This is a genomic window from Vicinamibacterales bacterium, assembly GCA_035699745.1.
GTDB lineage: Bacteria > Acidobacteriota > Vicinamibacteria > Vicinamibacterales > 2-12-FULL-66-21 > JAICSD01.
On sequence record DASSPH010000067.1, the window covers coordinates 106,122 to 131,532 of the forward strand.

General features: G+C 69.5%; 17 protein-coding genes, 2 tRNA genes and 1 pseudogene. 11 read left to right on the plus strand and 9 right to left on the minus strand.

Annotated elements, in window-relative coordinates; all coding sequences use genetic code 11:
• Positions 1-2 precede the first annotated feature (2 nt).
• Together VFK57_15070 and VFK57_15075 are read right to left on the minus strand one after the other, a co-directional pair.
• On the minus strand, positions 3-4,502 hold the full coding sequence (locus tag VFK57_15070) for a tetratricopeptide repeat protein (GenBank protein HET7697034.1): 4,500 nt from the start codon (positions 4,500-4,502) through the stop codon (positions 3-5).
• Positions 4,502-5,002: a sigma-70 family RNA polymerase sigma factor gene (locus tag VFK57_15075; GenBank protein HET7697035.1), complete on the minus strand. Its 501-nt coding sequence runs from the start codon at positions 5,000-5,002 to the stop codon at positions 4,502-4,504. The genes VFK57_15070 and VFK57_15075 overlap by 1 nt, the downstream gene beginning before the upstream one ends.
• 128 nt (positions 5,003-5,130) lie before the next feature.
• Between VFK57_15075 and VFK57_15080 the strand changes: the two genes are divergently transcribed.
• Positions 5,131-5,667, plus strand: coding sequence for a hypothetical protein (locus VFK57_15080; protein ID HET7697036.1), 537 nt, complete (start codon positions 5,131-5,133; stop codon positions 5,665-5,667).
• 7 nt (positions 5,668-5,674) lie between these two features.
• Here VFK57_15080 and VFK57_15085 read toward each other — a convergent pair.
• The 4 genes and pseudogenes from VFK57_15085 to VFK57_15100 form a co-directional block, all read right to left on the minus strand.
• Positions 5,675-5,992 (minus strand): annotated as a pseudogene (locus VFK57_15085) (redoxin domain-containing protein).
• A gap of 12 nt (positions 5,993-6,004) precedes the next feature.
• Complete coding sequence (locus VFK57_15090) at positions 6,005-6,133, minus strand: hypothetical protein (GenBank protein HET7697037.1); 129 nt, start codon at positions 6,131-6,133, stop codon at positions 6,005-6,007.
• Complete coding sequence (glp, locus tag VFK57_15095) at positions 6,133-7,368, minus strand: gephyrin-like molybdotransferase Glp (GenBank protein HET7697038.1); 1,236 nt, start codon at positions 7,366-7,368, stop codon at positions 6,133-6,135. Before glp ends, VFK57_15090 begins: the two co-directional genes overlap by 1 nt.
• The gene (locus VFK57_15100) at positions 7,365-7,862 is read right to left on the minus strand and encodes a MogA/MoaB family molybdenum cofactor biosynthesis protein (protein ID HET7697039.1); all 498 of its coding nucleotides are present in this window, start codon (positions 7,860-7,862) and stop codon (positions 7,365-7,367) included. The genes glp and VFK57_15100 overlap by 4 nt, the downstream gene beginning before the upstream one ends.
• Positions 7,863-7,894: 32 nt before the next feature.
• Here VFK57_15100 and VFK57_15105 point away from each other — a divergent pair, with 32 nt between their 5' ends.
• Both VFK57_15105 and VFK57_15110 read left to right on the plus strand, forming a co-directional pair.
• Entirely contained in the window at positions 7,895-9,709 is a 1,815-nt protein-coding gene (locus VFK57_15105; GenBank protein HET7697040.1) for a glycoside hydrolase family 3 protein, read from the plus strand.
• 113 nt (positions 9,710-9,822) lie between these two features.
• Positions 9,823-9,899, plus strand: a tRNA-Arg gene (locus VFK57_15110).
• A 46-nt stretch (positions 9,900-9,945) separates the two neighbouring features.
• Here VFK57_15110 and VFK57_15115 read toward each other — a convergent pair.
• Positions 9,946-10,560: an MEDS domain-containing protein gene (locus tag VFK57_15115; GenBank protein ID HET7697041.1), complete on the minus strand. Its 615-nt coding sequence runs from the start codon at positions 10,558-10,560 to the stop codon at positions 9,946-9,948.
• 128 nt (positions 10,561-10,688) lie between these two features.
• The gene (locus VFK57_15120) at positions 10,689-12,290 is read right to left on the minus strand and encodes a Gfo/Idh/MocA family oxidoreductase (protein ID HET7697042.1); all 1,602 of its coding nucleotides are present in this window, start codon (positions 12,288-12,290) and stop codon (positions 10,689-10,691) included.
• 57 nt (positions 12,291-12,347) lie between these two features.
• Between VFK57_15120 and VFK57_15125 the strand changes: the two genes are divergently transcribed.
• The 4 genes from VFK57_15125 to tadA are packed head-to-tail and all read left to right on the plus strand — an operon-like array spanning position 12,348 to position 17,469.
• Positions 12,348-13,985: an FAD-dependent oxidoreductase gene (locus VFK57_15125; protein ID HET7697043.1), complete on the plus strand. Its 1,638-nt coding sequence runs from the start codon at positions 12,348-12,350 to the stop codon at positions 13,983-13,985.
• A 49-nt stretch (positions 13,986-14,034) separates the two neighbouring features.
• Positions 14,035-14,835: a TIGR00266 family protein gene (locus VFK57_15130; GenBank protein HET7697044.1), complete on the plus strand. Its 801-nt coding sequence runs from the start codon at positions 14,035-14,037 to the stop codon at positions 14,833-14,835.
• A gap of 9 nt (positions 14,836-14,844) precedes the next feature.
• Complete coding sequence (locus VFK57_15135; GenBank protein HET7697045.1) at positions 14,845-16,968, plus strand: TonB-dependent receptor; 2,124 nt, start codon at positions 14,845-14,847, stop codon at positions 16,966-16,968.
• Positions 16,969-17,001: 33 nt separating this feature from the next.
• The gene (gene tadA, locus VFK57_15140; protein ID HET7697046.1) at positions 17,002-17,469 is read left to right on the plus strand and encodes a tRNA adenosine(34) deaminase TadA; all 468 of its coding nucleotides are present in this window, start codon (positions 17,002-17,004) and stop codon (positions 17,467-17,469) included.
• A gap of 34 nt (positions 17,470-17,503) precedes the next feature.
• Here tadA and VFK57_15145 read toward each other — a convergent pair.
• Positions 17,504-17,594, minus strand: a tRNA-Ser gene (locus tag VFK57_15145).
• Between the two features lie 177 nt (positions 17,595-17,771).
• On the opposite strand from VFK57_15145, the gene VFK57_15150 reads away from it, so the two are divergent.
• From VFK57_15150 to VFK57_15165, 4 genes are all read left to right on the plus strand, one after another.
• Positions 17,772-20,222, plus strand: coding sequence for a PAS domain S-box protein (locus VFK57_15150; protein ID HET7697047.1), 2,451 nt, complete (start codon positions 17,772-17,774; stop codon positions 20,220-20,222).
• Positions 20,223-20,240: 18 nt separating this feature from the next.
• Complete coding sequence (locus VFK57_15155) at positions 20,241-22,256, plus strand: ATP-binding protein (protein HET7697048.1); 2,016 nt, start codon at positions 20,241-20,243, stop codon at positions 22,254-22,256.
• Positions 22,257-22,343: 87 nt separating this feature from the next.
• Positions 22,344-22,676, plus strand: coding sequence for a PadR family transcriptional regulator (locus VFK57_15160; protein ID HET7697049.1), 333 nt, complete (start codon positions 22,344-22,346; stop codon positions 22,674-22,676).
• A 1-nt stretch (position 22,677) separates the two neighbouring features.
• Positions 22,678-25,341, plus strand: a complete 2,664-nt coding sequence (locus VFK57_15165; protein ID HET7697050.1) for an ABC transporter permease — start codon at positions 22,678-22,680, stop codon at positions 25,339-25,341.
• Positions 25,342-25,411 lie beyond the last annotated feature (70 nt).

Below are 25,411 nucleotides of genomic sequence, written 5' to 3' on the forward strand. Positions count from 1 at the left end.
GTTCAGCGGGTGGCGCTTTCCAGCTCGATCAGCCGGCGGCGGAGATCCGCGACGACCTCTTCGTCGCCGAGACCGCGGCGGATCGCGAGCGCCTGTTCGAGCAGGTCGCGGGCATCCTCGCGCTGCGAGATGTCGGCGAGCGCGGCCAGCGCGTGCGCTTCGAGGCGGCGCTCCGACGTGTGCCGGTTCAGCGTGACGCTCTCCTCGAGGACCGTTCGCGCTTCGTCGTCGCGCCGCAGGCGGGTGAGCGTCAGCCCCACGCAATTCAACATCAGCCCTTCGTGGACCCGGTCGCCGGTCAGACGGCAGAGGCGCAGCGCCGCGTCGTAATGCCGGAAGGCGGCCGCGAAGTCGCCGCGCTCCCAGTGGAGGATGCCCAGCGTATTGTGCAGCGCCACCTGACGGCTGCCGGCGCCGAGCACGGTGGCGAGCGCCAGCGCCTGCTCGAACGCGGCGATGCACCGTGAGGGATCCGCCCGGCGTGTCGCCCGCGCGAGACCCTCGCGAGCCTCCAGCTCCCCCGCCGGGTCGGACAGCGATCGACGCAGCTCCAGGACCGCCGTCCAAGCCTCGAGTGCCGCCGGCCATTGCCCCAGGCGTTCCTGCGCGATGCCCACTCTCGCGCACGCCTCCGCCTGCGACGCCGGATCTTCGAGCTGCGCGAACAGTCCCGCAGCCTCGGACAGGTTCGCCGCGGCCTCGGCATCCCGTCCGAGGCCGAACTGCACGTCGCCGAGCAGCCGCAGCGCCTGCGCCAATCCCTCGGCGTGCCGCGCGCGGCGCGACAGATCGACGGCCTGCTGGTAGGTCTGCACGGCCTCCTCGACCTCGCCGCGCTGCAGCCGGATGTTCGCGATCGTCGTCAGGTGGAACGAGCGGTGTACCGGCAGCATGTTGGCCTGCATCGCTTCATCCGCGCGCAGCAGGCAGGCGAGCGCGGTGTCGGCGTCGCCGGAGGCGCGGTGCACGTTGGCGAGATTGTGCAGGACGCTCGACATCCCGGCCGGCTCGCGCTCCACGATCGGCATCGTCAACGCTTCTTCGAGCACGGCGCGCGCCCGGTCGTGCTCGCCGAGGGCGCGCAGGATGTTGCCGATGTTCGCCAGATCGGCGACGATGCTGCGCTCGTCGCCGATGTCGCGGTCGAAGGCGAGCGCCTGTTCGGCGATGGCCAGGGCATCGAGGTGGCGATCCTGGTGCCAGCGCAGCAGACCGATGCTGCGCAGGCCGCTGCGCTCGAGCCGCCGGTCGCCGTGGTCGCGGGCAAGCCGCAGCGCGGTGTTCAGCGCGCGCTCCGCGGCGTCGAACTGTTTCAGCAGGGTCAGCAGATCCCCCTGACGCAGATAAGCTTCGGCGAGACGCGACGACGCGCCGCGCGGGGCGAGGATCGAAATCAGTTCGGTGATGATCGCCTGCTGCCGCCGTCGCTGGCCCAGTGTTTCACACAGCCGCTCCTGCTCCAGCAGGATGTCCGGCAGCAGCTCGCCGCTCTCGTCGGCCGGCAGATGCGCCAGCCAGGCCTGCAGCCGATCGAGCAGCGCGAGCGCGTTGCCGAACTGGCTGACGGCGCGGAGCCGGGCAGCGGCCCGCCGTCCGTAGCGCACCGCTTCGGGCCAGAGGTCGGCCTTGCCGAAATGGTGGGCCAGCGCCTCGGCGCGCTCGTCGTCGCGGCCGACGCCCTGGCGTTCGAGCGCGCGCCCGATGGCGCCGTGCGCGGCCTTGCGCTGGTGCTCCAGGAAGCTGTCGTAGGCGACCTCCAGGGTCAGGATGTGTTTGAAGCGGAACGCCGGGTCGGGCAGCACGCGGACCTGCTGTATCAGCGAGGCGCTTCGCAGGCGTTCGAGCGCGCGCGGCGTGTCGATGTGTCCGGGGACTGCCGCGCTCAGCAGCTCCGCGCCGAACTCCCGGCCGATCGCCGAGGCGATGCGCAGGACCTCGCGCGCGTCGCCGTCGAGCCGATCCAGACGCGCCCGGATCACCGCCTGAACCGTCGCGGGCAGCTGCAGGCTGTCGAGATCCCGGGCCAGCACGGCCTCGTCTCCGACGCTGACGACCGCGCCTTCCTCGCGCAGGCTGTGCGCGACCTGTTCGAGGAAGAAGGGGTTGCCGCCGGTGCGCTCTTGCAGACGGCGGACGAGATCCTCTCCGATCCGCTCGGCGCCGAGCAGCGAGCGCAGCAGCACCAGACAGGCGGGGGTCTCGAGCGGCTCGAGGTGCACGACCGTGCCAATCGCCGCCAGCTCCGCCAGCGCGGCCGGTTCCGGGCGCGTGGTCACGACCACGGTCATGCGATGAGACTCGACCACCTCGGCGATGCGCTGCAGCACCTCGCGCGACGCATCGTCCGCCCAATGCCAGTCCTCGAGCAGCAGCAGGAGCGGAGAGCGGCCGGCCGCCGCCATCAGCAGCGCGGCGATCGCGTCGAGCATCGCGGCATGGAAGTGCTCTCCGCGGAGGTGCTGCGGCACGACGAACACGTCCGGCGGCACCGACAGGAGGTGGAGATAGAACGGGATGAACGGCTCCAGCGACTCGTCCGTCTCGCGCACTTTCAGCACCACCCGCGCCGCGTCGTCATCCGGTTTGACGCCGAGGATCTCGCGCAGCAGGTCGACCACCGGCAGATAGGCGGAAATCCCGCCGTAGGCTCGGCACCGGCCGGTCAGCGCCAGGGTGGACGACGCGGCCATGCGCTCGCGCAGCTCGTGGATGATGCGGCTCTTGCCGATCCCGGCGTCGCCCACGACGACGGCGATTCGGCCGCGGCCGTGGTGCGACTCAGCGACCAGCCCCTCGAGCAGTGACAACTGCGGCGCGCGGCCCGTGAACGGCGTCAGCGCGGATCGGTCCGCGGCTTCGAGCCGGGTGTGGATGCCGGATTCGCCGAGGACGCGCAGCGGAACGATCGGTTCGGCCTGGTGCTGCACTGCGATCGGCGGCGCCGGCTCGACGAGCAGGAATGGCTCGACCAGCCGATGACATCCGGGGCTGATGAGAATCGTGTCCGGCGCGGCTGCGGAAGCCAGACGCGCGGCGGCGTCCGCCGCGGCGCCGGTCACGCCGTAGCGCCGGCTCTCCTCCCGAAGCCGCTGCGCCACCAGCGACCCCGAATCGATGCCGGTCTGCACCGCGATGCGGCAGGCCGCCCCCGCGGCCTTGTCCGGCTGGATCGCGCGAACGCTCGCGTGCAGCGTGAGGGCCGCTTTCACTGCGCGCAGATCGTCGTCTTCCTGGCCGGCCGGGATGCCGAACAACGCCACGATCTGATCGCCGTCCGCCTGGTTGAGGATCCCGCCGTGGCGGCGGACCGCGTCGAGGGCGGCGTCGCGCACCGCGGCGGACACGCGGTCGAGCGCCGCCGGATCCAGCCGCTCGACCAGGGCATCGTGGTGCGACACGCGCGATACCAGCACCGCGGCGCGCCGCCGTTCCGCGGCTGGCCTGATCGGCGCGGCGGTGGCCGTGGCCTTGTCGGCCGCCGCCCGCGTCGAACCCTTCAGGTCGTCGAGCGTTATGGCGCCGAGCGCCGCTCCAAGCCCCGCCATCGACGGAAACCGGCGCTCCGGCAGCGTCGCCAGCGCGGTGGCGACCACGTCGTCGAGCGCCTCGGGAACGTCGTCGCGCAGCGCGGACGGCGGTACGTAGGTGCGCGCGCCCGGCACGCGTCCGGTCAGCATCTCGTAGAGCACCGCGCCCAGCGACCAGACGTCGCTGCGCTGGTCGAGCGCCTCGCCGGCGATCTGCTCGGGGCTCATGTACGACAGCGTGCCCATCCGGGCGTCACTCGCCGTCCCGGTGAGCCCCTTCACCTTCGCGACGCCGAAGTCGAGCATCTTGACGTGCCCGTCCGGCAGGACCATGACGTTGGACGGCTTGACATCGCGGTGGATGATGCCGCGGCTGTGCGCCGCCTCGAGGCCGCGCGCGATTTCGACGGCAATGCCGATCGCGCGTCTTGCCGGGAGCGTGCCCCTGGCCAGCAGTGCCTGGAGCGTCTCCCCCTCGTACAGCGGCATCGCGATGTACAGGTGCCCCTCGGCGGTTTCGCCGATCTCGTAGATCGTGCAGACATTGGGATGATCGAGCGCGCCGATCGCCCGCGCCTCGGTGAGGAAGCGCCGCTTCAGGGCGGCGTCGGCGACGCGGTGCGGCGGCAGGAACTTCAGCGCGGTGAGCCGCTGGAGCTGCTCGTCGCGCGCGCGGTAGACGACGCCCATGCCGCCGGCGCCGAGCACGTCGAGAATCGTGTAGTGCGCGACGACCGAGCCCGGCTGCGGCGCCGACTGCGTCTGGACCTGGCCGATCGCGCCGGACAGCTCGGCGGCCAGGCGATCGATCGGACCGCTGGCGTCGTGCGACGCGAGCAGGGCCGCGACCTCGGAGCGAAGGGGCGCGTCGCCGGCACACGCGCGGGCGAGGAAGCTCTCGCGTTCGCGGAGGGACAAGTCCATCGCGGCGGCGAAGAGCCGCCGGACCTGATCCCAGCGAGCCGCGTCCGGCATCACGCCGACAGCTCCCGGTTCAGCCAGGCGCGCGCGAGCGCCCACTCGCGCTTCACCGTGGCGGGCGACAGGTCGAGCGCTTCAGCTGTCTCCTCGATGCTCATGCCGCCGAAGAACCGGCATTCCACGATGCGGGCCTGGCGCGCGTCGAGCGCCCCGAGCCGCTGGAGCGCGCGATCGAGATCCAGCAGTTCTTCGCCCCGCCCGTCCACGAGCAGCAGGGGGTCTTCGGAGAGCGTTTCCATCCGCTCGCCGCCGCCTCGCTTCTGCGCCTTGCGCGCCACGGCGTGATCGATGAGGACCCGCCGCATCGCCTGCGCCGCCAGCGCCAGGTAATGATTGCGGTTCTGCCACTTGATCCGATCGAGATTCGACAGCTCGAGCCACGCCTCGTGCACGAGCGCCGTCGTGCACAAGGTGTGGCCGGAGCGCTCGTTCCGCAGCTGACGCGCCGCGATCCGCTTGAGCTCTCCGTAGACGAGCGGAAGGAGGTCGTCCATCGTCGTGCGACCGGAATGATACCCCTCTCCACTGAAAGCCGAATCCGCGTGGAAAGCGGCTCACCGCCGCCGGGTGAGCCGGGTTGCCGGCGGTTCCGGCTTCTCCGGGTGCAGGAAGGAGTCCGATGATGAAACGCTTATTGATCGTGATCTGCGGCGCCGTCGCGGTTGGATGGCAGGCGCCGTCCTCGGCTCAGGTTGGACACTCTCATTCCGCGGGCGGCGACACGCTGTTGAAGGCGGTCCGGGAAGCCACGGAGCGGTTCAAGGACGTGGCGGTCGCCGAAGCCGAGGGCTACTCGCTGCAGTTCGGCTGCGTCACCGGGCCGGACTGGGGCGCAATGGGGCTCCACTACGTCAATTTCCCGCTGGTGCTCGACGGACAGCTCGACCCGGCGAAGCCGGAGATCGTCATCTACGAACCGCTGCCGAATGGCGAGCGCAAGCTGATTGGCGCCGACTTCCTCGTCTTCGCGGACGCGTGGCACGCGAAGAATTCTGCGCCGCCGCAGCTGATGGGGCAGCTGTTGCACTTGTTCGACGCCCCGAACCGGTTCGGGCTCCCATCGTTCTACACGCTCCACGTGTGGGCGTGGAAGGACAACCCGGCCGGCGCGTTCGTCAACTGGCACAAGAACGTCTCGTGCGACACCTTTGGCGGCTAGCTGGCGTTCACAGCGCGGCGACGATCTCCTGCTGCGACGGGTATTCACGCTGGTCGTCGCCGATGAACGAGTACGAGATCCGCGCATCCTGATCGACGAGGAAGACCGCCGGACGGGCGATGTTCCAGGCGGTGAGACCGATGCGATGGTAGACGCCATAGGCGCGCGCCATGTCGCGGCGCTCGTCGATCAGGATGTCGAACGGGAGGCCGGTCTCTTCGATGTAGCGCCGCACGGCGTCCCGGTTCTGCGCCAGCACGCCGGCGACCTGGACGCCGCGCGAGGTGTAGGCGGCGATGTTGTCGGCTAGCTCACCGAACCGGTGGCGGCAGTTCGGTCACCAGGTGCCGCGATGGAACGTGAGCAGCAGCCGTCCGCGCGCCAGGAAGCCGGGCAGCGAACGCGCGCGTCCCTTCTGATCGGGTACCAGGAATCCGGGCGCGACGGTCAGCGTCGATCGGTGCATCAGAACAACTTTACGTCAACGATCTCGCCCGCTTCGACGATGTCGACGTGCGCGGGGATCTCGATGTAACCGTCGGCGTGCGCCATGCTGGTGATGTCCCCCGACGCCTTGAACGCAGGCAGGGCAGTGCCGTCCGCAATCCGCACCGTATAGAACTGATGCCGTCCCGTCGTCGAGACGATCCGCCGCGCCAGCGGCACGCGCGTGGTGTGTGCACGATGCGGTGGAAGGCGCGCCATCTGCCGCAGCATCGGCAGCAGCAGCATATAGCCGTTCGAGAGACAGGACGTCGGATATCCCGGCATCCCGAGGACCGGCTTCCCGGCGACCTTTCCGAAGACCGTCGGCTTCCCGGGCTTGACCGCGACGCCGTGAAACAGGACGTCGCCGCGCTGGAGCAGCACGTCGAGGATCAGATCGCGCTCGCCGACGGAACTGCCGCCGGAAAACACCAGCACGTCCTCCTGGAGCGCGGCGTCGATCGCCGCCGACAACGCCTCCACGGTATCGGCCGCCGTCGGCAGCGCCACCGCCGTTCCGCCGTGTGATTCGATGATCGCCGACAGCGTGAAGCGGTTGATGTCGTAGATCTGTCCGGGACCGAGCGGCCGTCCGGGCTCGACGATCTCGTTGCCGGTCGAGAGGATGGCGATGCGCGGCCGGGCGTACACCTCGACCTCGAGCACGCCCACCGCGGCGAGCGCGCCGATCCGGCTCGGGTTCAGCACGTCGCCGGGACGGAGCACCGCCTGCCCCGCGGTGATGTCGGCGCCGCGGCGGCCGACGTGCTGGCGCGGATACACCGGCGTGAACACGCGCACGTCCGGCGATCCGGCGACCCGCTCGGTCTCCTCGACCATGACGACCGCGTCCGCACCCTGCGGCATCGGCGCGCCGGTCGCGATCTCGATGCACTCGCCGGCGGACAGGGTCTTCGACGGCAGCTGCCCGGTATAGACCTTCTCGACGACGCGCAGGACCTTGGGGTCGTAGCGGCCGGCGCCGAACGTGTCTTCCGCACGGACCGCGTAGCCGTCCATGGCGGCGCGATCGAATGGCGGCACGTCCATCGTCGCGTCCGGGGCCGCGGCGAGCACCCGGCCGTCCGCGCTGCCGAGCGCCGCGCGTTCCGTCCGCTCGATCGGTGCGGCCGCCTCGAGGATCGCGGCGAGCGCGTCTTCGAGCGGAATCGTTTCGCGGATCGGGCGCATGCTGGAGGTGGAGGGTCCGGTCACCGGCGCAGCTCCCGCACCACGTGGCCGAGCTCCGGCAGGATCAGCCTGGTCATCGCCAGGCGGACCGCGTGTTCCGAGCCGGGCAGGATGAAGATGGCGGTGCCGCGCGCGACGCCGGCGCAGGCGCGGGTCAGCATCGCGGCGCTGCCGATCTCCGCATACGACAGCATGCGGAACAGTTCGCCGAAGCCGTCAATCCGCTTCTCGAACAGACCGGCAATCGCTTCGTAGGTGCTGTCGCGCGACGTGATGCCGGTGCCGCCGGTCGAGATGATCGCGTCGACGCCGCCAATCTGCCCGAGCACGGCTTCGTGCACGTCCTTGGGATCGTCGCGCAGGATCTGGCGCTTGGCGACCGCGTGCCCGGCGCCTTCGAGCAGCTCGACGATCGTCCGGCCGCTGACGTCGGTCTCCGTGCCGCGCGTGTCGCTGACGGTCAGCACGGCGCAGCGAACGCCGGTGACGGCCGTCTTGCGGTGTTCCTCCACCCCCATGCCTCGATTATCACCTACGATACGATCCAGCCATGAAACAGGCCTTCGCCGCCGCCTTCGCGCTGCTGCTCGTGACCGCAGGCGGATGGCGCCCCGCGGCTGGCGGTTGGCAGACGGCCGATCGGCAGGCCGAGCGGTGGGCGGCGGCGACGCTGGCCGGGATGACGCTCGATGACAAGGTCGGCCAGCTGCTGGTCTCGTCGTTCCAGTCGGAGTACCTGAGCACCGACTCGGCCGGGTTCGACGCGCTCGCCAGGGCGCTGCACGAGTACCGCGTCGGCGGGTTCCACGTCTTTGGCGGCACGGAGAACGTCCCCGACGTCCTGCTCGATCCCCACTATGGCACGGTCACGCTCGGGCAGCCGCTCGCCGCCGCTTCCTTGTTGAACCGGCTCCAGGCGATCGCGCGGTACCCGTTGCTCAACACGGGCGACTTCGAAACCGGCGCCGGCTTCCGGCTCGAAGGGGCGACCGGATTTCCGCGCAACATGGCGTTCGGCGCCGCCGCGGACGAGCAGCTCACCTACGAGGCCGGCCGCATCGCCGCGATCGAGTCGCGCGCCATCGGCGTGCACGTCAATTTCGCGCCGGTGATGGACGTCAACAACAATCCGCGCAACCCGGTCATCAACACCCGATCGTATGGCGAGGATCCGGAGCTCGTCGGGCGCCTCGGCGGCGCGTTCGTCCGCGGTCTGCAGGCGGGCGGCATGATCGCCACGCTCAAGCACTTCCCCGGGCACGGCGACACCGACGTCGACTCGCATCTCGGCCTGCCGATCGTCAAGGACCCGCGCGAATCGCTCGATCGCATCGAGCTGCCGCCCTTCAAGGCGGGCATCGCCGCCGGCGCGGGGGCCATCATGACCGGCCACATCGAGATGCCGGCGCTCGATCCGGCGCCGAACACGCCGACGACGCTCAGCGGCCCGATCGTCTCCGGCGTGCTGCGCCGCGAGCTGGGATTCGACGGCCTGGTCTACACCGACTCGATGGGCATGGCGGGCGTCACGAAACTGTACTCCCCCGGCGAAGCGGCGGTGCGCGCGATCAAGGCGGGGAACGACATCATTCTCCACTCGCCGGACGACGGCGCGGCGTTCGCGGGATTGAAGGCGGCGGTGACCGCCGGCGAGATCGCGATGGCGCAGATCGACGCGTCGGTCGGCCGCGTGCTCCGGGCCAAGGCGCGCGCCGGGCTGCACCGCGTCCGCGCCGTGAACCTCGAGGCGATTCCGAACGTGGTCGGCACGCGCGCCCACCAGGCGGTGGCCGACGCCGTGAGCCAGAAATCGATCACGCTGATCAAGGACCAGCAGGGGACGGTGCCGCTGAAGATCGGTCCTGAGGCGAGGGTGCTGTATCTGTCGATCCTCGATTCGCCCGGCAACTGGCGCATCGCGGCGCCGAGCCGCGCCTTCATCCCGGAGTTGAAGCGCCGCTGGCGGGGCCTGACCTCCGTCGAACTGTCGGAGCGTTCGACGGCCAACGAGATCGACCTAGTGCGCGCCATGGCGCCCCGCTACGACGCCGTCGTCGCGTCCGTCTTCGTCCGCGCGTCGTCCGGCAGCGGGCGGATGGACCTGCCGGCCAACATGCAGTCGCTGCTGCGCGCGCTGGCGCGCCAGGCCGAGGCGGCGAAGCAGCCGCTCGTCACCGTCATCTTCGGCAACCCGTACACGGCGACATTCGTCCAGGAACTGCCCGCGATCCTGCTGACCTACGACTTCTACGATCGCGCCGAGCGATCGGCCGCGCGGGCGGTGATGGGAGAGGCGCCGATCGGCGGCAGACTGCCGATCGCGCTGCCGGGGATGGCGGAACGCGGCAGCGGCCTCCAGCGGTAGCTTCGTGCTGTCGAACACGCGCGAACAGGCCGATCAGATCGTGCCGGCGTGCGCGTTTCGCGGCGGGGCGGAACTCGCGTGGACTGACGCGTTTTGCTATACTCAGGGTTTGCGCGCCCTTAGCTCAGTTGGATAGAGCGTCTGGCTACGAACCAGGAGGTCGCACGTTCGAGTCGTGCAGGGCGCACCATTCCTCTTCGAGCCGTTACAGTTCTTCGCAGAGCGCTGTAACCCGCCTACTGGATCACCCCGTTCGTCCCGGGTTCCGATCGGACCAGCGCCACCTTCACCCGATTGATCGGATGCGGCGCGCCGTCGGGCGCCACGATGTGGCTGTGACACGCGCACAGCGACTTGAGCGCCAGCCTGTCCGGCCGCGGCTCGATGCTGTGACCGCACAACACCGAGCATCGTTCGCGCACCGCGCGCCCGTCCCAGAGCATCTCGAGCCGGAGCGCCGCGTCACGACGCCCCTGGGTCCACAGCAGATCCGTCATTTCGTCGTACACCCGGACGTGCCCATCACTGCTCAGCTTGAGGCGCCGGATCTCGCGATCGATGACGGTGGAGAAGCGCACCGGGTCGGGAATCCCGTTCACCATCATCTCGCGCAGCGTACGCCCCGCATCCAGGACGCGCAGCTTTTGTGACGCCACCAGCGCGACCAGACTGAAGCTGATATCGCGGAGCGATCGTTCGACGGCGGTCCGATGCTCGGAGCAGCCGATCACCAGCGCCGCCTCGTCGACGATCAAGCCCCCCGCGAGGAACACCGCGGCGGTCGCCGCCATCGATTGCCGCGACTCGTAGAAGCGAACGCCGTGGAAATCGACGCGCGCGGACTTGGGCATGACACGGACCCCCGGCGCTCCCACAGGCGCCACCTTCGTCAGACTCATCAAGGCGAGTAAACCGAGCGGCCAGGAGCCGCTTCGCGTGCGGCGCCAGCAAGACGTGATCCGCCGCGTCTCCTGCCGTCCTAGGTCAGCTTCCACGGGGCGCGGTAGTCGCGCCGGAGGAACTCGTTCGGATCCGTCACCGCCCCGTTCGGCCCCTTGATCGTGTTCGTGACCCGCATGCCCGCCCCATCGTAATGAATCCTGCTGTCGCCGGGCGTCTTCTGTCCGGCGCGCAGCGAGACGATGCCGAGGAGCATGACCTCGGTCAGCTGGGCTGCATACTCGAAGGGGCAGGAGATGGGCGCCTTGCCCTGAATCGCCTCGATCCAGTTCATCTCGTGTTCATCCTGCGCGTGCGTGACGCGAGGCAGCAGCGCCTTCGGCTCGCCGACCCGTTCGTGCAGCGCCTTGGGCAGCAGGCGCGGCTCGTGGCCGTAGGTCAGCTGCATCATCTTGCCCTTGCTGCCGATGTAGATGATGCCCCCCTCGCCGTTCAGCTTCTCCTCGCCGAGCTCCTCCGGCCGTGGCGGGGTGAGCCCGCCGTCGTACCAGGTCAGCCTTACGGCCGGCATGCTGCCGCGCGCCGGGAACTGATAGTAGGTCGTCGTCGCGTGCGGGTACGAGACGCCGTTGAAGGGCGTCGACAACGTCTCGATCGTCGCCGGCAGCCCCAGGTTCAGTGCCTTGAACGGGTGATCGATGAGATGCGCCCCCATGTCGCCGAGGGCTCCCTGGCCCCAGTCGACCCAGCCGCGCCAGTGATGCGGGTGATAGATCGGGTGGTACTCGACTTCAGGCGCGACGCCGAGGAACAGATCCCAGGACAGTGTCGATGGCATGGACGCCGCCTCGCGATAGAGGGCGTCGGCCATCAGCGGTGTCACGCGCCCTGAGGGGAAGCGCAGCGGCCGCGGCGCGCCCGAAGCGGCGGCGAGCGGGGCCGGACGCGGAATGCCCTGCGGCCAGAAGCCGAGCGGCCGGTTCGTCCAGACGTGGACCTCGCGCACTTCACCGATCGCTCCGCCGCGGATGTACTCGTACCCGGTGCGCGAGCCGTCGCTCGAGTGCCCCTGGTTGCCCATCTGCGTGACGACCCTGGACTTCTCCTTCGCCTTCTTCGCCAGGGCGCGCGCCTCCTCGACCGACCAGCACAGAGGCTTCTGCACGTAGACGTGCTTGCCCAGGTCCATGGCCGCCAGTGCGATCACCGCATGCATGTGGTCGGGGGTGGCGACGACGATGGCGTCGATGTCCTTCTGCTTGTCCAGCATCTCGCGGTAGTCGCGGTACCGCTTCAATCGCGGGATCTGCTCCGCGGTGAAACGCCGCAGCGCCGCGGCGTTGTCGACGCGAGGGCGGCGCGCGTCTGCAGCCGCCTGCGCCTTCGACATGACGGCCGGGGGCTGCTGCGCCGTCCCCGGCGGCTTTGCCGCGTCGTCCTGCATGCGTTTCAGCTGCGCGTCGACGAGCGCGTCGTCCACGTCGCAGATGGCGACGATGTTCTGGGTCATGAGCCGGCGCGTATTGCTGCCGCCCATTCCCCCGAAGCCGACCGTGGCGACGTTCACGGTGTCGCTGGGCGCCTGGAACCCGTTGCCGAGCACATGACGGGGGACGATGGTCAGACCCGCGCCGGCGGCGGCCGCCGTCGCCACGAACTTGCGCCTCGAGATGGTGCTCATGGATGCTCCTCGCAGTCCCACGGATTCTACTGCCAGCTTGGTGATATCAATGGCTCCATGAAATATGCCGTGCTCGGCCTCCTGCTGCTGAGCAGTGTTCTCACGCGCGCCCAGGCCCCGGCCTACGACGTCGTCGTCTACGGCGGCACGTCTGCCGGCGTCATCGCCGCCGTCCAGGCGGCGCGCATGGGCAAGTCCGTCGTCGTCGTCGGTCCCGATCGGCATCTGGGCGGCCTGTCGAGCGGCGGCCTGGGGTTCACGGACACCGGCAACAAGGCGGTCATCGGCGGGCTCGCGCGCGAGTTCTACCACCGCATCTGGCAGCACTATCAGCGGCCGGACGCGTGGCGGTGGCAGCCGCGCGACGAATACGGCAACAAGGGACAGGGCACGCCCGCCGTGGACGGCGAGCGCCGGACGATGTGGATCTTCGAGCCGCATGTCGCCGAGAACGTGTTCGAGGATCTGGTGCGCGAGCATCGGATCCCGGTGCACCGGAACGAGTGGCTCGACCGCCGGCGGGGAGTGTCGACGGCGGACGGCCGCATCGTCTCGATCAGGATGCTGAGCGGCCGTTCCTACACGGCGAGGATGTTCATCGATGCCACCTACGAAGGGGATCTCATGGCTGCCGCCGGTGTCGACTACCACGTCGGCCGCGAGTCGAAGGCGAGGTACGGGGAGGAGTGGGCGGGCGTGCAGACCGGCGTGCTGCACCACCGGCATCACTTCGGCGTCCTGAAGCAGCCGATCAGTCCCTACGTCGTGCGCGGCGATCCATCGAGCGGCGTGCTGCCGCGCATCAGCACGCAGCCGCCGGGGGAGTACGGAAGCGGCGACACGCGCGTTCAGGCCTACTGCTACCGCTACTGCGTCACCGATCATCCCGACAATCGCCTTCCGTTTCCCAGGCCGGACGGATACGACCCTGGGCAGTACGAGCTGCTGCTTCGCGTCTATGAAGCGGGGTGGCGCGAAACCTTCCAGAAGTTCGATCCGGTGCCGAACCGCAAGACCGACAGCAACAATCACGGGCCGTTCAGCACCGACAACATCGGGTTCAACTACGACTATCCCGACGCGTCATACGAGCGCCGCCGCGAGATCCTGAAAGAGCACGAGACCTACCAGAAGGGCTGGCTGTACTTCATCGCCAACGATCCCAGGGTGCCGAAGGACGTCCAGGCCGAGATGCGCCGCTGGGGCCTCCCCAGGGACGAGTTCCGCGACAACGGCGGCTGGCCGTATCAGATCTACGTGCGGGAAGCGCGGCGGATGGTCGGGACGTTCGTCATGACCGAACACGAGCTGACCGGACGGCGTCCGACGCCCGAGCCGGTCGGCATGGGCTCGTACACGATCGACTCGCACAACGTGCAGCGGTACATCACGCCCGAGGGCAGCGTGCAGAACGAGGGAGACATCGGCGTCGCGCTGAAGGCGCCGTACCAGATCGCGTACGGCGCGCTCGTCCCGAAGCGCGGCCAGGCCGGAAACCTCCTCGTGCCCGTCTGCGTGTCCAGTTCGCACATCGCGTTCGGATCGATCCGCATGGAACCGGTGTTCATGATCCTCGGCCAGTCGGCCGCGACGGCGGCGGCGCTGGCGATCGACGCTCGCGTCCGCGTCCAGGACCTGCCCTACGCGGCGCTGCGCGATCGCTTGATCAAGGACGGCCAGATCCTGTCGTGGTGAATCACGTACACTGAGTACTCATCCTGATTGACGCTCCGGAGGAGTTCAGATGCCCGCAATGCACGAAATCGACTACAAGATCTTCGGCGACGACATGCAGTTCGTCGAAGTCGAGCTCGATCCGAACGAAGCGACCGTCGCGGAAGCCGGCGGCATGATGTACATGGACGACGGCGTCGAGATGGAGACGATCTTCGGCGACGGCTCGCAGCAGCAGAGCGGGTTCCTCGGCGCGCTGATGGGGGCCGGCAAGCGGCTGCTCACGGGCGAGTCGCTGTTCATGACGGTGTTCCTGAACCGCAGCACGCAGAAGCGGAAGGTGGCGTTCGGCGCCCCCTACCCCGGGAAGATCGTGGCGATGCATCTCAAGGATCTCGGCGGTGAGCTGATCGCGCAGAAGGACTCGTTCCTCGCGGCCGCCAAAGGCGTGAGCGTCGGCATCGCGTTTCAGCGGAAGCTCGGCGTCGGGCTGTTCGGCGGCGAAGGCTTCATCATGCAGCGGCTGCAGGGGGACGGGTGGGCGTTCGTGCACGCCGGCGGCACGCTGCAGGAGCGGACGCTCGCGGCCAACGAGCTCATTCGCGTCGACACCGGCTGCATCGTCGCGTTCCAGCCGTCGGTCAGCTACGACATCCAGTACGTGGGCAAGATCAAGTCGGCGCTGTTCGGCGGTGAAGGGCTGTTCTTCGCCACGCTGCGCGGTCCCGGCCGCGTCTGGCTGCAGTCGCTGCCGCTGAGCCGTCTCGCCAACCGGATCATCGCCGCGGCTCCCGGACTGGCGCGCGGCGGGCGCGAGGAAGGATCGATTCTCGGCGGGCTCGGCGGTCTGATCGACGGAGACAACTCGTAGATCGGACGGATGCTCAGTCTCATCGCCGTCATCCTGTTCGGTCTCCAGTCCACGCAGGTCGTCGTCCTCGTCCGTGCCGAGGGCAAGCCGGTCTCCGGCGTCGAGGTCGCCATCGGGGAGAAGCGCGCGACGACGAATGCGACCGGCGAAGCCGCGTTCGAGATTCCACCCGGCGCATACGTCGCCGTCGTGAAGTCCGCCGCGCACCTGCCGTGGGAATCGAAGATCGACGTCGCGGCCGGCGCCGTCACGCGCGTGACGGCCGATCTCGAACCGCTTCCCGAGATCGAAGACGAGATCGAGGTCAGCGCCACGCGCTCCGCCACCCGCCTGCGCGATCAGGCGCTGCGCGTGGAAGTCATCGATCGCGAGGAAATCGAGGAAAAGGCGCTGATGACGCCGGGCAGCGTGGCGATGCTGCTCGGCGAGACGAGCGGATTGCGGGTGCAGACCACGGCGCCGTCGCTCGGCGCGGCGAACGTCCGCATCCAGGGGCTGCGCGGCCGCTACGCGCAGATGCTCGCCGACGGGCTGCCGCTGTACGGGGCGCAGGGAGACTCGTTCAGCATGCTGCAGGTTCCGCCGCTGGACCTGGGCCAGGTGGAAGTGATCAAGGGGGTGGCATCCGCGCTCTACGGCGCGTCCGCGCTCGGCGGCGTGATCAATCTCGTCTCGCGCCGGCCGCAGGAGGTGGAGCGTGAGCTGCTCTTCAATCAGACCACGCAAGCCGGGACGGACGTCACCGCCTGGCTGGCGCAGCCGGGGGCGGGGCGCTGGTCGTACACGCTGCTGGGCGGGTATCACACGCAGCAGCGGAAGGATCTCGACGACGACGGGTGGACGGATCTGCCGTCGTACGATCGCGGCCTGCTGCGTCCGCGCGTGTTCTACGACAACCGCGAAGGACGGACGCTGTTCGTGACCGCCGGCGTCATGGCGGAGGACCGGCGCGGCGGAACGCTGTCGGGGCGGACCGCGCCCGACGGGCGGCCGTTCCGCGAGGCGTTGAACACCCGGCACGCCGATTCGGGGGCGATGGCGCGGTGGCTGACGGCGAGCGGACGGGTGTTCGCGCTGCGCGGCTCGTTCATGCGCCAGACGCGCGACCGCGACTTCGGCGGGGTCCGCGAGCGCGGCGCGCGCATGACCTACTTCGGCGAGGCGTCGTTGACGGGATCGCGAGGCCGCCACACGTGGGTCGCCGGCGCCGCGTTCCAGCAGGATCGGTTCGATCTCCGCGAGCTGCCGCAGTTCGATTACCGGTTCTCGACGCCGTCGCTCTTCGCGCAGGACGAGATCGCCGTCAGTCCGCTGGTCTCGATCGCCGCGAGCGCGCGCGCCGATTTTCACTCCGAGTACGGCGCCCTCGCGACGCCGCGCGTGTCGGTGCTGATGCGGCCGAACCGCAGCTGGACCATCCGCTCGTCGGTCGGCACCGGCGCGTTCACGCCGACACCGTTCACCGAGGAGACCGACGAGACCGGGCTGTCCCGCGTGCAGCCGCTGCGCGATCTCGACGCGGAACGCGCCGTCGGCGGATCGGTCGACGTGACGCGGCGGCTCGGCCCGTTCGAGCTGACCGGGACGCTGTTCGCGTCGCGCGTCGCGCACGCGGTGCAGAGCCGCGAGATCTCCGGCACGGAAGTGCGACTGGTGAACGCCGGCGCGGCGACGCGCACCTGGGGCAGCGAGATCATCGCGCGCTACCGGATCGAGGGGTTCACCGCCGGCGCGACGCACGCGTGGACGCGCGCGACCGAACCCGATCCCGACACCGCGATCCGCCGCGACGTCCCGCTGACGGCGGAACACGCCGCGTCGTTCAACGCGATCCGGGAAGGGGAGGGCGGCCGGGTCGGCGTCGAGGTCTACTACACGGGCCGGCAGCCGCTCGAGGACAATCCTTATCGCGGCCGCGGCAGACCGTACTGGCTGGCCGGGTTCTTCGGCGAGCGGCGGGTCGGACGGTTCCGTGTATTCCTCAATCTCGAGAACCTGTTCGACATCCGCCAGACGAAGGACGATCCGCTGACGCTGCCGGCGCGGCTGCCCGACGGCCGCTGGACGGTGGATGCCTGGGCTCCGCTCGACGGCCGGGTGATCAACGGCGGCATCAGGGTCTCGATCCGCTGAAATCCACTACGATCGGCGGACGGAGGGGCGGTGATGACCGATCCACAGTGGATGCGGTATGCGTTGAATCGCGCGCTGCAGGCGGGCGATCGCGGCGAGGTCCCGGTCGGCGCCGTCATCGTCCTCGACGGCGAGCTCCTCGCCGAGGGGGGCAATGAGCCGATCGGTGCGAACGACCCGACGGCGCATGCCGAGATCGTGGCGATCCGCCGAGCCGCGTCAGAGCTGCGCAACTACCGCCTGACCGGCGCCACGCTCTACGTCACCATCGAGCCCTGCCAGATGTGCGTCGGCGCGATGATCCACGCGCGGGTCGCGCGGCTGGTGTACGGCGCCCCGGAGCCGAAAGCCGGCGCGATCGAGTCCGCGATGCGCGCCCACGAGCATCCCGCGCTGAACCACCGGCTGGAGGTCCAGGGCGGCGTGCTCGAGACCGAATGCCGGGAAGTGATGCAGCGCTTCTTCGAGGAACGCCGGCAGGCGCAGCGCACGCAGGGGTGAATAAGGAAGGATTCCGGGCGCGAGCGAAGGAGGATGGCGGAGAGGGAGGGATTCGAACCCCCGTGCCGGTTACCCGGCAAGACGCTTTCGAGGCGCCCCCGTTACGACCACTTCGGTACCTCTCCGGAACTTCCTATTCTACCACTCCCGCCACGCACGCTCGCGCCGGCGCCGCCTCGACTGACAGGGCCTCCCGTCTGACTGACCGCCGCGGGCCTGGTACGACTGCTGCAAATACGGGGCTGATCCGGGCTTTTCCGGCAGAGTCCAGCGCCGTTCAGCACCACGGCTGTAGTCAACGTATGCACGAGCACCCTGACGATGTCTATTTCAGACATCTCGCGCGGGTCGTCGAGTCTTCGGACGACGCCATCGTCAGCAAGGACCTGACGGGGACGATCATCTCCTGGAACCGGGCTGCCGAGGCGATGTTCGGCTACTCGGCGGAGGAGGCCGTCGGGCGGTCGATCCGGATGATCATCCCCGCCGACCGCCAGGATGAAGAGGACATGGTGCTGAGCCGGATCGCCGCCGGGCGCTCGGTCAGCCACTTCGAGACGGTGCGTCAGCGCAAGGACGGAACGCTGATTCCGATCTCGCTGACCGTCTCTCCCATTTACAACGAGGAGGGACGGGTCATCGGCGCGTCGAAGATCGCGCGCGACTTGCGCGACCGTGCGCGCGCCGCCATCGCCGACGAGCGCCTCGCGGCGGTGATCGAATCCTCGGACGACGCGATCATCACCAAGGATCTCGCCGGCATCATCACCTCGTGGAATCCGGCCGCCGAACGGATGTTCGGGTACACCGCCGAGGAAGCGATCGGACAGTCCGTCCGCATGCTGGTTCCCGCCGAACTGCAGACCGAAGAGGATGAGGTGCTGGCGAGAATCCGCCTGGGCGGGAGCGTAGATCACTACGAAACCGTCCGCCAGCGTAAAGACGGATCGCGGCTCACGATTTCACTGTCCGTCTCACCGCTGCGCGACGAGCACGGCAGGGTGTTCGGCGCGTCGAAGATCGCCCGCGACGTGACGGAGCGGGCCCGCCTCGCCGAGCTCGAGCGCATTCACGCGCGCAACACGGCGAAGCTCGGCGAGATCGGCGCGGCCGTCGCCTCCTCGCTCGACCGCGAGACGATCGTTCAGAAAGTGACGGACGTCGCCACCGACCTGACCGGCGCCGAATACGGCGCGTTCTTCTATAACGTCACCGACCCGAAATCGGGCGACGCCTACATGTTGTACACGCTGTCGGGCGCCCCGCGCGACGCGTTCGCGAAGTTCCCCCATCCGCGCGCGACGGCGATCTTCGCGCCCACGTTCCACGGCCACGGCCCGGTGCGGCTCGACGACGTGACCGCGGATCCGCGCTATGGCCACAACCCGCCGTATCACGGCATGCCGCCCGGACATCTGCCGGTGAAAAGCTACCTCGCCGTGCCGGTGAGAGGCCGCGGCGGCAGCGTGCTCGGCGGCCTGTTCTTCGCCCACTCGAGCGCCGGCATGTTCACCGAGCAGCACGAGCGGCTGGCGGCCGGCATTGCGAGCTGGGCGTCGGTGGCGCTGCAGAACGCGCAGCTCTATGCCGACGCACAGGCGGCGAGCCGCACCAAGGACGAGTTCCTCGCCGTGCTCTCTCACGAGCTGCGCACGCCGCTGAATGCGATCGTCGGCTATTCGCGGTTGCTCAGGGGAGGCATCCTGGCGGGCGACAAAGCGGAGCGAGGGTTGGAAACGCTCGAGCGGAACGCCACGTGGCTGACGCAGATCGTCGAAGACGTCCTCGACGTGTCGCGCATCGTCTCGGGCAAGATCCGCCTCGACGTCCAGCCCGTCGAACTGCCGGTCATCATCGACAACGCCGTCGCCACGATGCAGCCGGCCGCCGACGCGAAGGGGGTGCGCATGCACACGCTCGTCGATCCGCGGGTCGGGCCGGTCTCCGGCGATCCGGGCCGGCTGCAGCAGGTCGTCTGGAACCTGGTCTCCAACGCCGTCAAGTTCACGCCGAAGGGCGGACGCGTGCAGGTGCGGCTCGAGCGGGTCAACTCGCACGTCGAGATCGTCGTGAGCGACACCGGAATCGGCGTCAGCCCGGACTTCCTGCCGTTCGTGTTCGAGCGCTTCCGCCAGGCCGAGGTGGGGACGACGCGAAAGACCGGCGGTCTGGGCCTGGGCCTCGCCATCGTCCGCCACATCGTCGAGATGCACGGCGGGACGGTCGAAGCGTTCAGCGAGGGAGAGGGGCGCGGCGCGACGTTCCGCGCCCGCCTGCCGCTGATGAGCGTCCATCCCGAGGCGCGTGAGATCCGCCGCGAGCATCCGCGCACCGAGCGGCTCGAGCCGCTGACCGCCCTGGGCGATCTGTCCGGCGTTCACGTGCTCGCGATCGATGACGAGGAGGACGCGCTGACGCTGCTCCGGGTCGTGCTCGAGACCGCCGGTGCGACCGTCACGACCATGGCGTCGGCGGCCAGGGCGCTCGAACGGATCGCAGAGGTCAGGCCCGACGTGCTGGTGGTGGACCTGGGCATGCCGGAAATGGACGGGTTTGCGCTCATCGAGCGGGTGCGGAAATCGCCGGATCCCGACGTCCGCCGGCTGCCCGCGGCAGCGCTCACCGCGTTCGCGCGATCCGAGGATCGCACCCGCGCGCTGCGGAGCGGGTTCGAGATGCATCTGGCCAAACCGGTCGATCCGGCTGAACTGGTCGCCTCCGTGGCAACGCTGGCGCGCCGGCAGGTGCGCTGACTGGCGTAGAATCCACCGATGGCGACGCCCGCCGCTTCCCACACGGCCGTGTGCCTGTCGCTGACGCGGGCGATCGGCAGGAGCCGCACGGTCGACGAGATCTACGACGCGACGCTCGATGCGCTCGCCGCGGGACTCGGCATCCGGCGCGCGTCCATTCTGCTGTTCGACGCCGACGGCGTGATGCGCTTCAAGGCGTACCGCGGAATCTCGGAGCGCTATCGCCGTGCGGTCGAGGGGCACACGCCCTGGCGGCCGGACACCCGCGATGCGGAGCCGATCGTCGTCCCCGACGTGACCAAGGACGCATCGCTGCGGTCCTACCTGCCGGTCTTCGCGGCGGAGCAGATCGCCGGTCTGGTGTTCATTCCACTCGTCAGCCTCGACGGTGTGATCGGCAAGTTCATGCTGTATCTCGATCGGCCCGGCGCGCCGGGCGTGGACGAGATGCAGCTGGCCGGCTTGATCGCCGCCCAGGTGGCGTTTGCCGTGGAGCGGACGCGCACGGAGGCGCAGGCGAAACGCAGCGAGGCGCGTTTGCGCTTCGCCCTGGACGCGGCGGAGATGGGTACGTGGGACTGGGATCTGTCGACCAACGCGGTCGTCTGGTCCGACAATCTCGAGCGGATCCACGGCCTGCCGCCGGGGACCTTCGACGGCACCTTCGCGAGCTACGAGAAGGAGATCCACCCGGACGACCGCGGCCGCGTGCTCGCCTCGATTCAGCACGCGCTGAACGACGGCGCGCCGCACGAAGTCGAGTACCGGCTGGTCGCGCCGGACGGCACGGTGCGGTGGTGCGAGGGCAAAGGACGCGTCGAGTACCAGGGCGATCGGCCGGCGAGCATGAGCGGCGTCTGCATGATGGTGACGCGCCGCAAGGAAGCGGAGCTCGCGCGACTGGCCGCGGCGGAAGACGCCAGCCGCCATAAGGACGAATTCCTCGCCACGCTCTCGCACGAGCTGCGCACGCCGCTCAATGCCATCCTCGGATGGGTGCAGATGATCGCCGCCGGGCAGCTGTCGCCCGAGCGGACGCGGCAGGCGATCGACGTCATCGCGCGCAACGCCCGGCTGCAGCAGCAGCTGATCGAGGACATCCTCGACGTGTCGCGCATCATCACCGGCAAGCTGCAGATCGAGCGGATCCCGGTCGCCGTGCCGGGGCTGCTCGACACCGTGGTCGCCGGCGCCTCGCCCGACGCGGAGGCGAAGCAGATCGCGTTCGTGCAGCGCGTCGAGCCGGAGCTGCCGCCGATCGAAGGCGATCCCAAGCGGCTGCATCAGATCCTCGGCAACGTGCTCTCGAATGCGATCAAGTTCTCCGCCAGGGGGGGCACGATCGAGCTGACCTGCGGGCAGCGCGACGGATCGCTCGAGATCTCGATCCGCGATCAGGGCGCCGGCATCGCGCCCGAGTTCCTGCCGTACGTCTTCGATCGCTTCCGGCAGGCCGACAGCCGATCGACACGACGGCACGGCGGGCTCGGACTCGGACTGGCGATCGCGCGCCATCTGGTCGAGGAGCATGGCGGCGATATCCGCGCCGACAGCGAGGGGCCCGGCCGCGGCACCACCATCACCATCCGCCTCCCCGTGGGGCTCGCCGACGAGGCGCTTGCCGGCGCGCGGCCGGTGGCCAAGCGCTCGGTCGCCAACGTCAGCCTCGGCGATCTCAAGGTGCTGGTGGTCGACGATCAGCTGGACTCGCGTGAAATGCTCGGCGCCCTGCTCGAATCGCGCGGCGCACGGGTGATCCAGTGCGACAGCGCCGCGGCGGCGCTCAACCAGCTGCCGTCGCAGGCGATCGACCTGGTGATCGCCGACATCGCGATGCCGGGCGTGGACGGCTACGAACTGCTGCAGCGGGTGCGGAAGCAGGGGCATACCATGCCCGCCATCGCCGTCACCGCCTTCGCCCGGCCGGACGATCGCGACCGGGCCCTGGCGGCCGGCTTCACCGCCTATTGCGCCAAGCCGATCGATGCCGCCCAGCTGATCGCGACGGTCCGCGGCCTGGTCGCCGCCACCTGACGTAAAAATCCGCAAAACCGGCGTTCGCCGGCAAACTTCGCCCGGGCTCCATCCGTCCAAGGTCTTGTTACCAAGAAAGTCTGGGTAATGAAGACGCCGAACTCGCTGCTGCACGGGGCGCTCGACGCGCTGATTCTGAAGACGCTCACCCGCGGCCCGAGCCACGGCTACGCGATCGCGCGCCACATCGAAGAGACCACCGGCGATGCCGTCCTGGTCGAAGAAGGCTCCCTTTACCCGGCGTTGTACCGGCTGGATCGGCGCGGCTGGGTCGAGGCCGAATGGGGCGTCTCGGAGCTCGGACGGCGCGCGAAGTTGTACCGGCTCACCGGCGCCGGCCGCCGGCAGCTCGCCGAGGAGACGGCGATGTGGCGGCGGTTCTCGGAAGGCGTGTCGCGGATGCTGCTCCCGCGAGGCTGACGTGAAGCGATCGCTGCGCTCGTGGTTGTGGCGCGTTCCCGTCGAACAGGAAATCGACGAAGAGCTGGACCTGCACGTCGAGATCAAGACCCGCGATCTGATCCAGCGCGGGATGGATCCCGCGGCCGCGCGCGAGCTCGCCCTGAGGCGCCTCGGCGACGTCGCCGCCCTGAAACGCACGCTGGCCGGTCTGGCCAGGAAGAGAGATCGAGAGATGAACGTGACGCTGCGCCTCGAAGAGCTCTGGCACGATCTGACGTTCGCCCTGCGCCAGCTGCGCCACTCGCCCGGGTTCACTGGGGTGGCGGCGCTGACGCTGGCGCTCGGCATCGGCGCCAACAGCGCAATCTTCGCGCTGGTCGACGCCACGCTGCTGCGTCCGCTGCCCTACGCGCAGCCGGATCGGCTCGTCACGTTGTGGGAGACGACGCCGAAGAATCCGCGCAGCTACGTGTCGCCGCTCAACATGCAGGACTGGCTCGCGCGCAGCCGGACGTTCGAGAAGATCGCCGGCTTCACGCCGGCGGTCGGGGGCATGGTGATGGCTGGGGCGGACGGCACCGCCGAGACCGTCTCGCGTCAGTGGGTCACGGCCGGCATCTTCGACGTCCTCGGCGTCACCCCGGTGGTCGGCCGGACCTTCAGCGAGGAAGACGACGCGAAGCGGCTCAGCGTGGTCGTGCTGAGCGAATCGTCGTGGCGGACGCGCTTCAACGCGGACCCGGGCATCGCCGGCCGGCAGCTCCGGCTGGACGGGTCGATGTGGACCGTGGTCGGCGTGATCCCGAAAGAGATTCAGATTCTCGGCGATACCAGCATGTGGGCGATGCGGCCGATCAAAGGGCTGCCGCCGCGCCTGCGCGCCGCGTACGCCCTGCAGGTCGTCGGCCGGATGAAGCCCGGCGTCTCGGTCGAAACGGCGGCGTCGGACCTGCAGGCGGTGGCTGCGGGGCTCGCGACGGAGTTCCCGCAGACCAACAAGGGGCGCGGCGTGGCGGTCGAGACGCTGCACCGGACGATGATCGGCAGCGATCTGCGGGTCACCTCGATGCTGTTCCTCGGCGTCGTCGCGTTCGTGCTGCTCATCTGCTGTGCCAACGTAGCCAGCCTGCTGCTGGCGCGCGCCACGGTGCGCGTGCGCGAGCTGGCGGTACGCTCGGCGCTCGGCGCCGGGCGGCGCCGCATCGTCCGGCAGTTGCTCACCGAGAGCGTTCTCCTCTCGCTCATCGGCGGCGCGCTCGGCGCAGCGCTGGGCGCGGCGATCCTGAGCGCGGCGCCGTCGATCGTGCCCGCCGGACTGTTGCCGCCGACCGTCCAGCTCGCGTTCGACATGCGGGTCGTGGCGTTCTGCGCCGGCGCGGCGCTCGTCGTCGGGCTGCTGTTCGGAGTGATGCCCGCGGTCAAAGCGACGCAGTTCTCGTCCGCCGGGATCATGGCATCGAACAGCCGCAGCGTGACCTCTGGAGGCGGCCGGCTCCGCGCGCTGCTCGTGACGGCGGAAGTCGCGACCGCGGTGCTGCTGCTGTTCGGCGGCGGACTGCTGCTGCGCACGCTGCTCGCCGTCGATGCCTACGATCGCGGTTACCGTGCCGGCAGCGTCCTGTCGATGCTGATCGATCCGCTCGGATCGAAGTACCCCACGCCCGAGCTGCTGCAGCAGTTCTACGATCAGGTGGACGCCGAGGTGAGCGCCGTTCCGAACGTTGCCGCAGTCGCCTGGGCGAGTGCGCTGCCGCTCGACTTCTTCGACGACGGCGGGCTGACCTACGAGATTGCCGGCGATGCGCCGCTGGCCGAGCGCGAGCGTCCCACCACCGAATACCAGGTGGTCAGCCCGTCGTACTTCGCCGCGCTCGATCTGCCGATCCTTGCCGGCCGCGGTTTCGAGCGGCAGGACGGCCCGAAGAGCGTTCCCGTCTGCATCGTCAACGAGGCGTTCGCGCGTTCGCTCGGGGGGCGTTCGGCGGTCGGTCTGCGCATCGCCCTGCGGCCGGCATCCGCGCCGCAGGCGGCGCCATCGATTCGCGAGATCGTGGGCGTGGCGCGCCAGGTGAAGGGACGTCCCGACGAGCGCAACGACTTCGTCCAGGTCTACGTGCCGATGGCGCAGGATCTCGCGGACGACGTCTACATGGTGGTGCGGCCGAAGGCCGGTCCGGCGGAAGCGCTGACGGGAGCGGTACGGGCGGCTATCTCGCGTGTCGATCGCGAACAGCTGGTCAGCGTGCGTGAGGTCAGGACGCTGGACGACATCGCCCGGGCGGTGACCTCGCGTCACCGGTTCCGCGCCGTCCTGGTGGCCGCGTTCGCGGCGCTGGCGCTGGTGCTCGCGATGGTGGGCGTGTTCGGCATCCTGGCCTACTCGGTCCAGCAGCACGTGCGCGATTTCGGGGTGCGCCGTGCGCTCGGCGCGACCGGCAGCGACATCCTGCGGCTCGTCACGCTCGGTGCGGCGCGCGTGATCGCCGCCGGCGTCGCGATCGGCCTCGTGCTGGCGGCAATGCTCGGGCGGCTGATCGAGTCGGTGCTGTTCGGCGTGCGCCCGCTGGACCCCGCCACGTTCGCGGTGGTGACGATCGTGCTGGGGATCACGGCAGCCCTGGCGATTGCCGGCCCGGCCTGGAGGGCGGTGCGGATCGATCCCGCGTCGGCGCTCCGGCAGTAACGGCTGCCAGCGTGATTCGACGCGCGTCCGGGACCGTGTGCCAGGCGCGCCCACTCCGCCCACGCCGCGC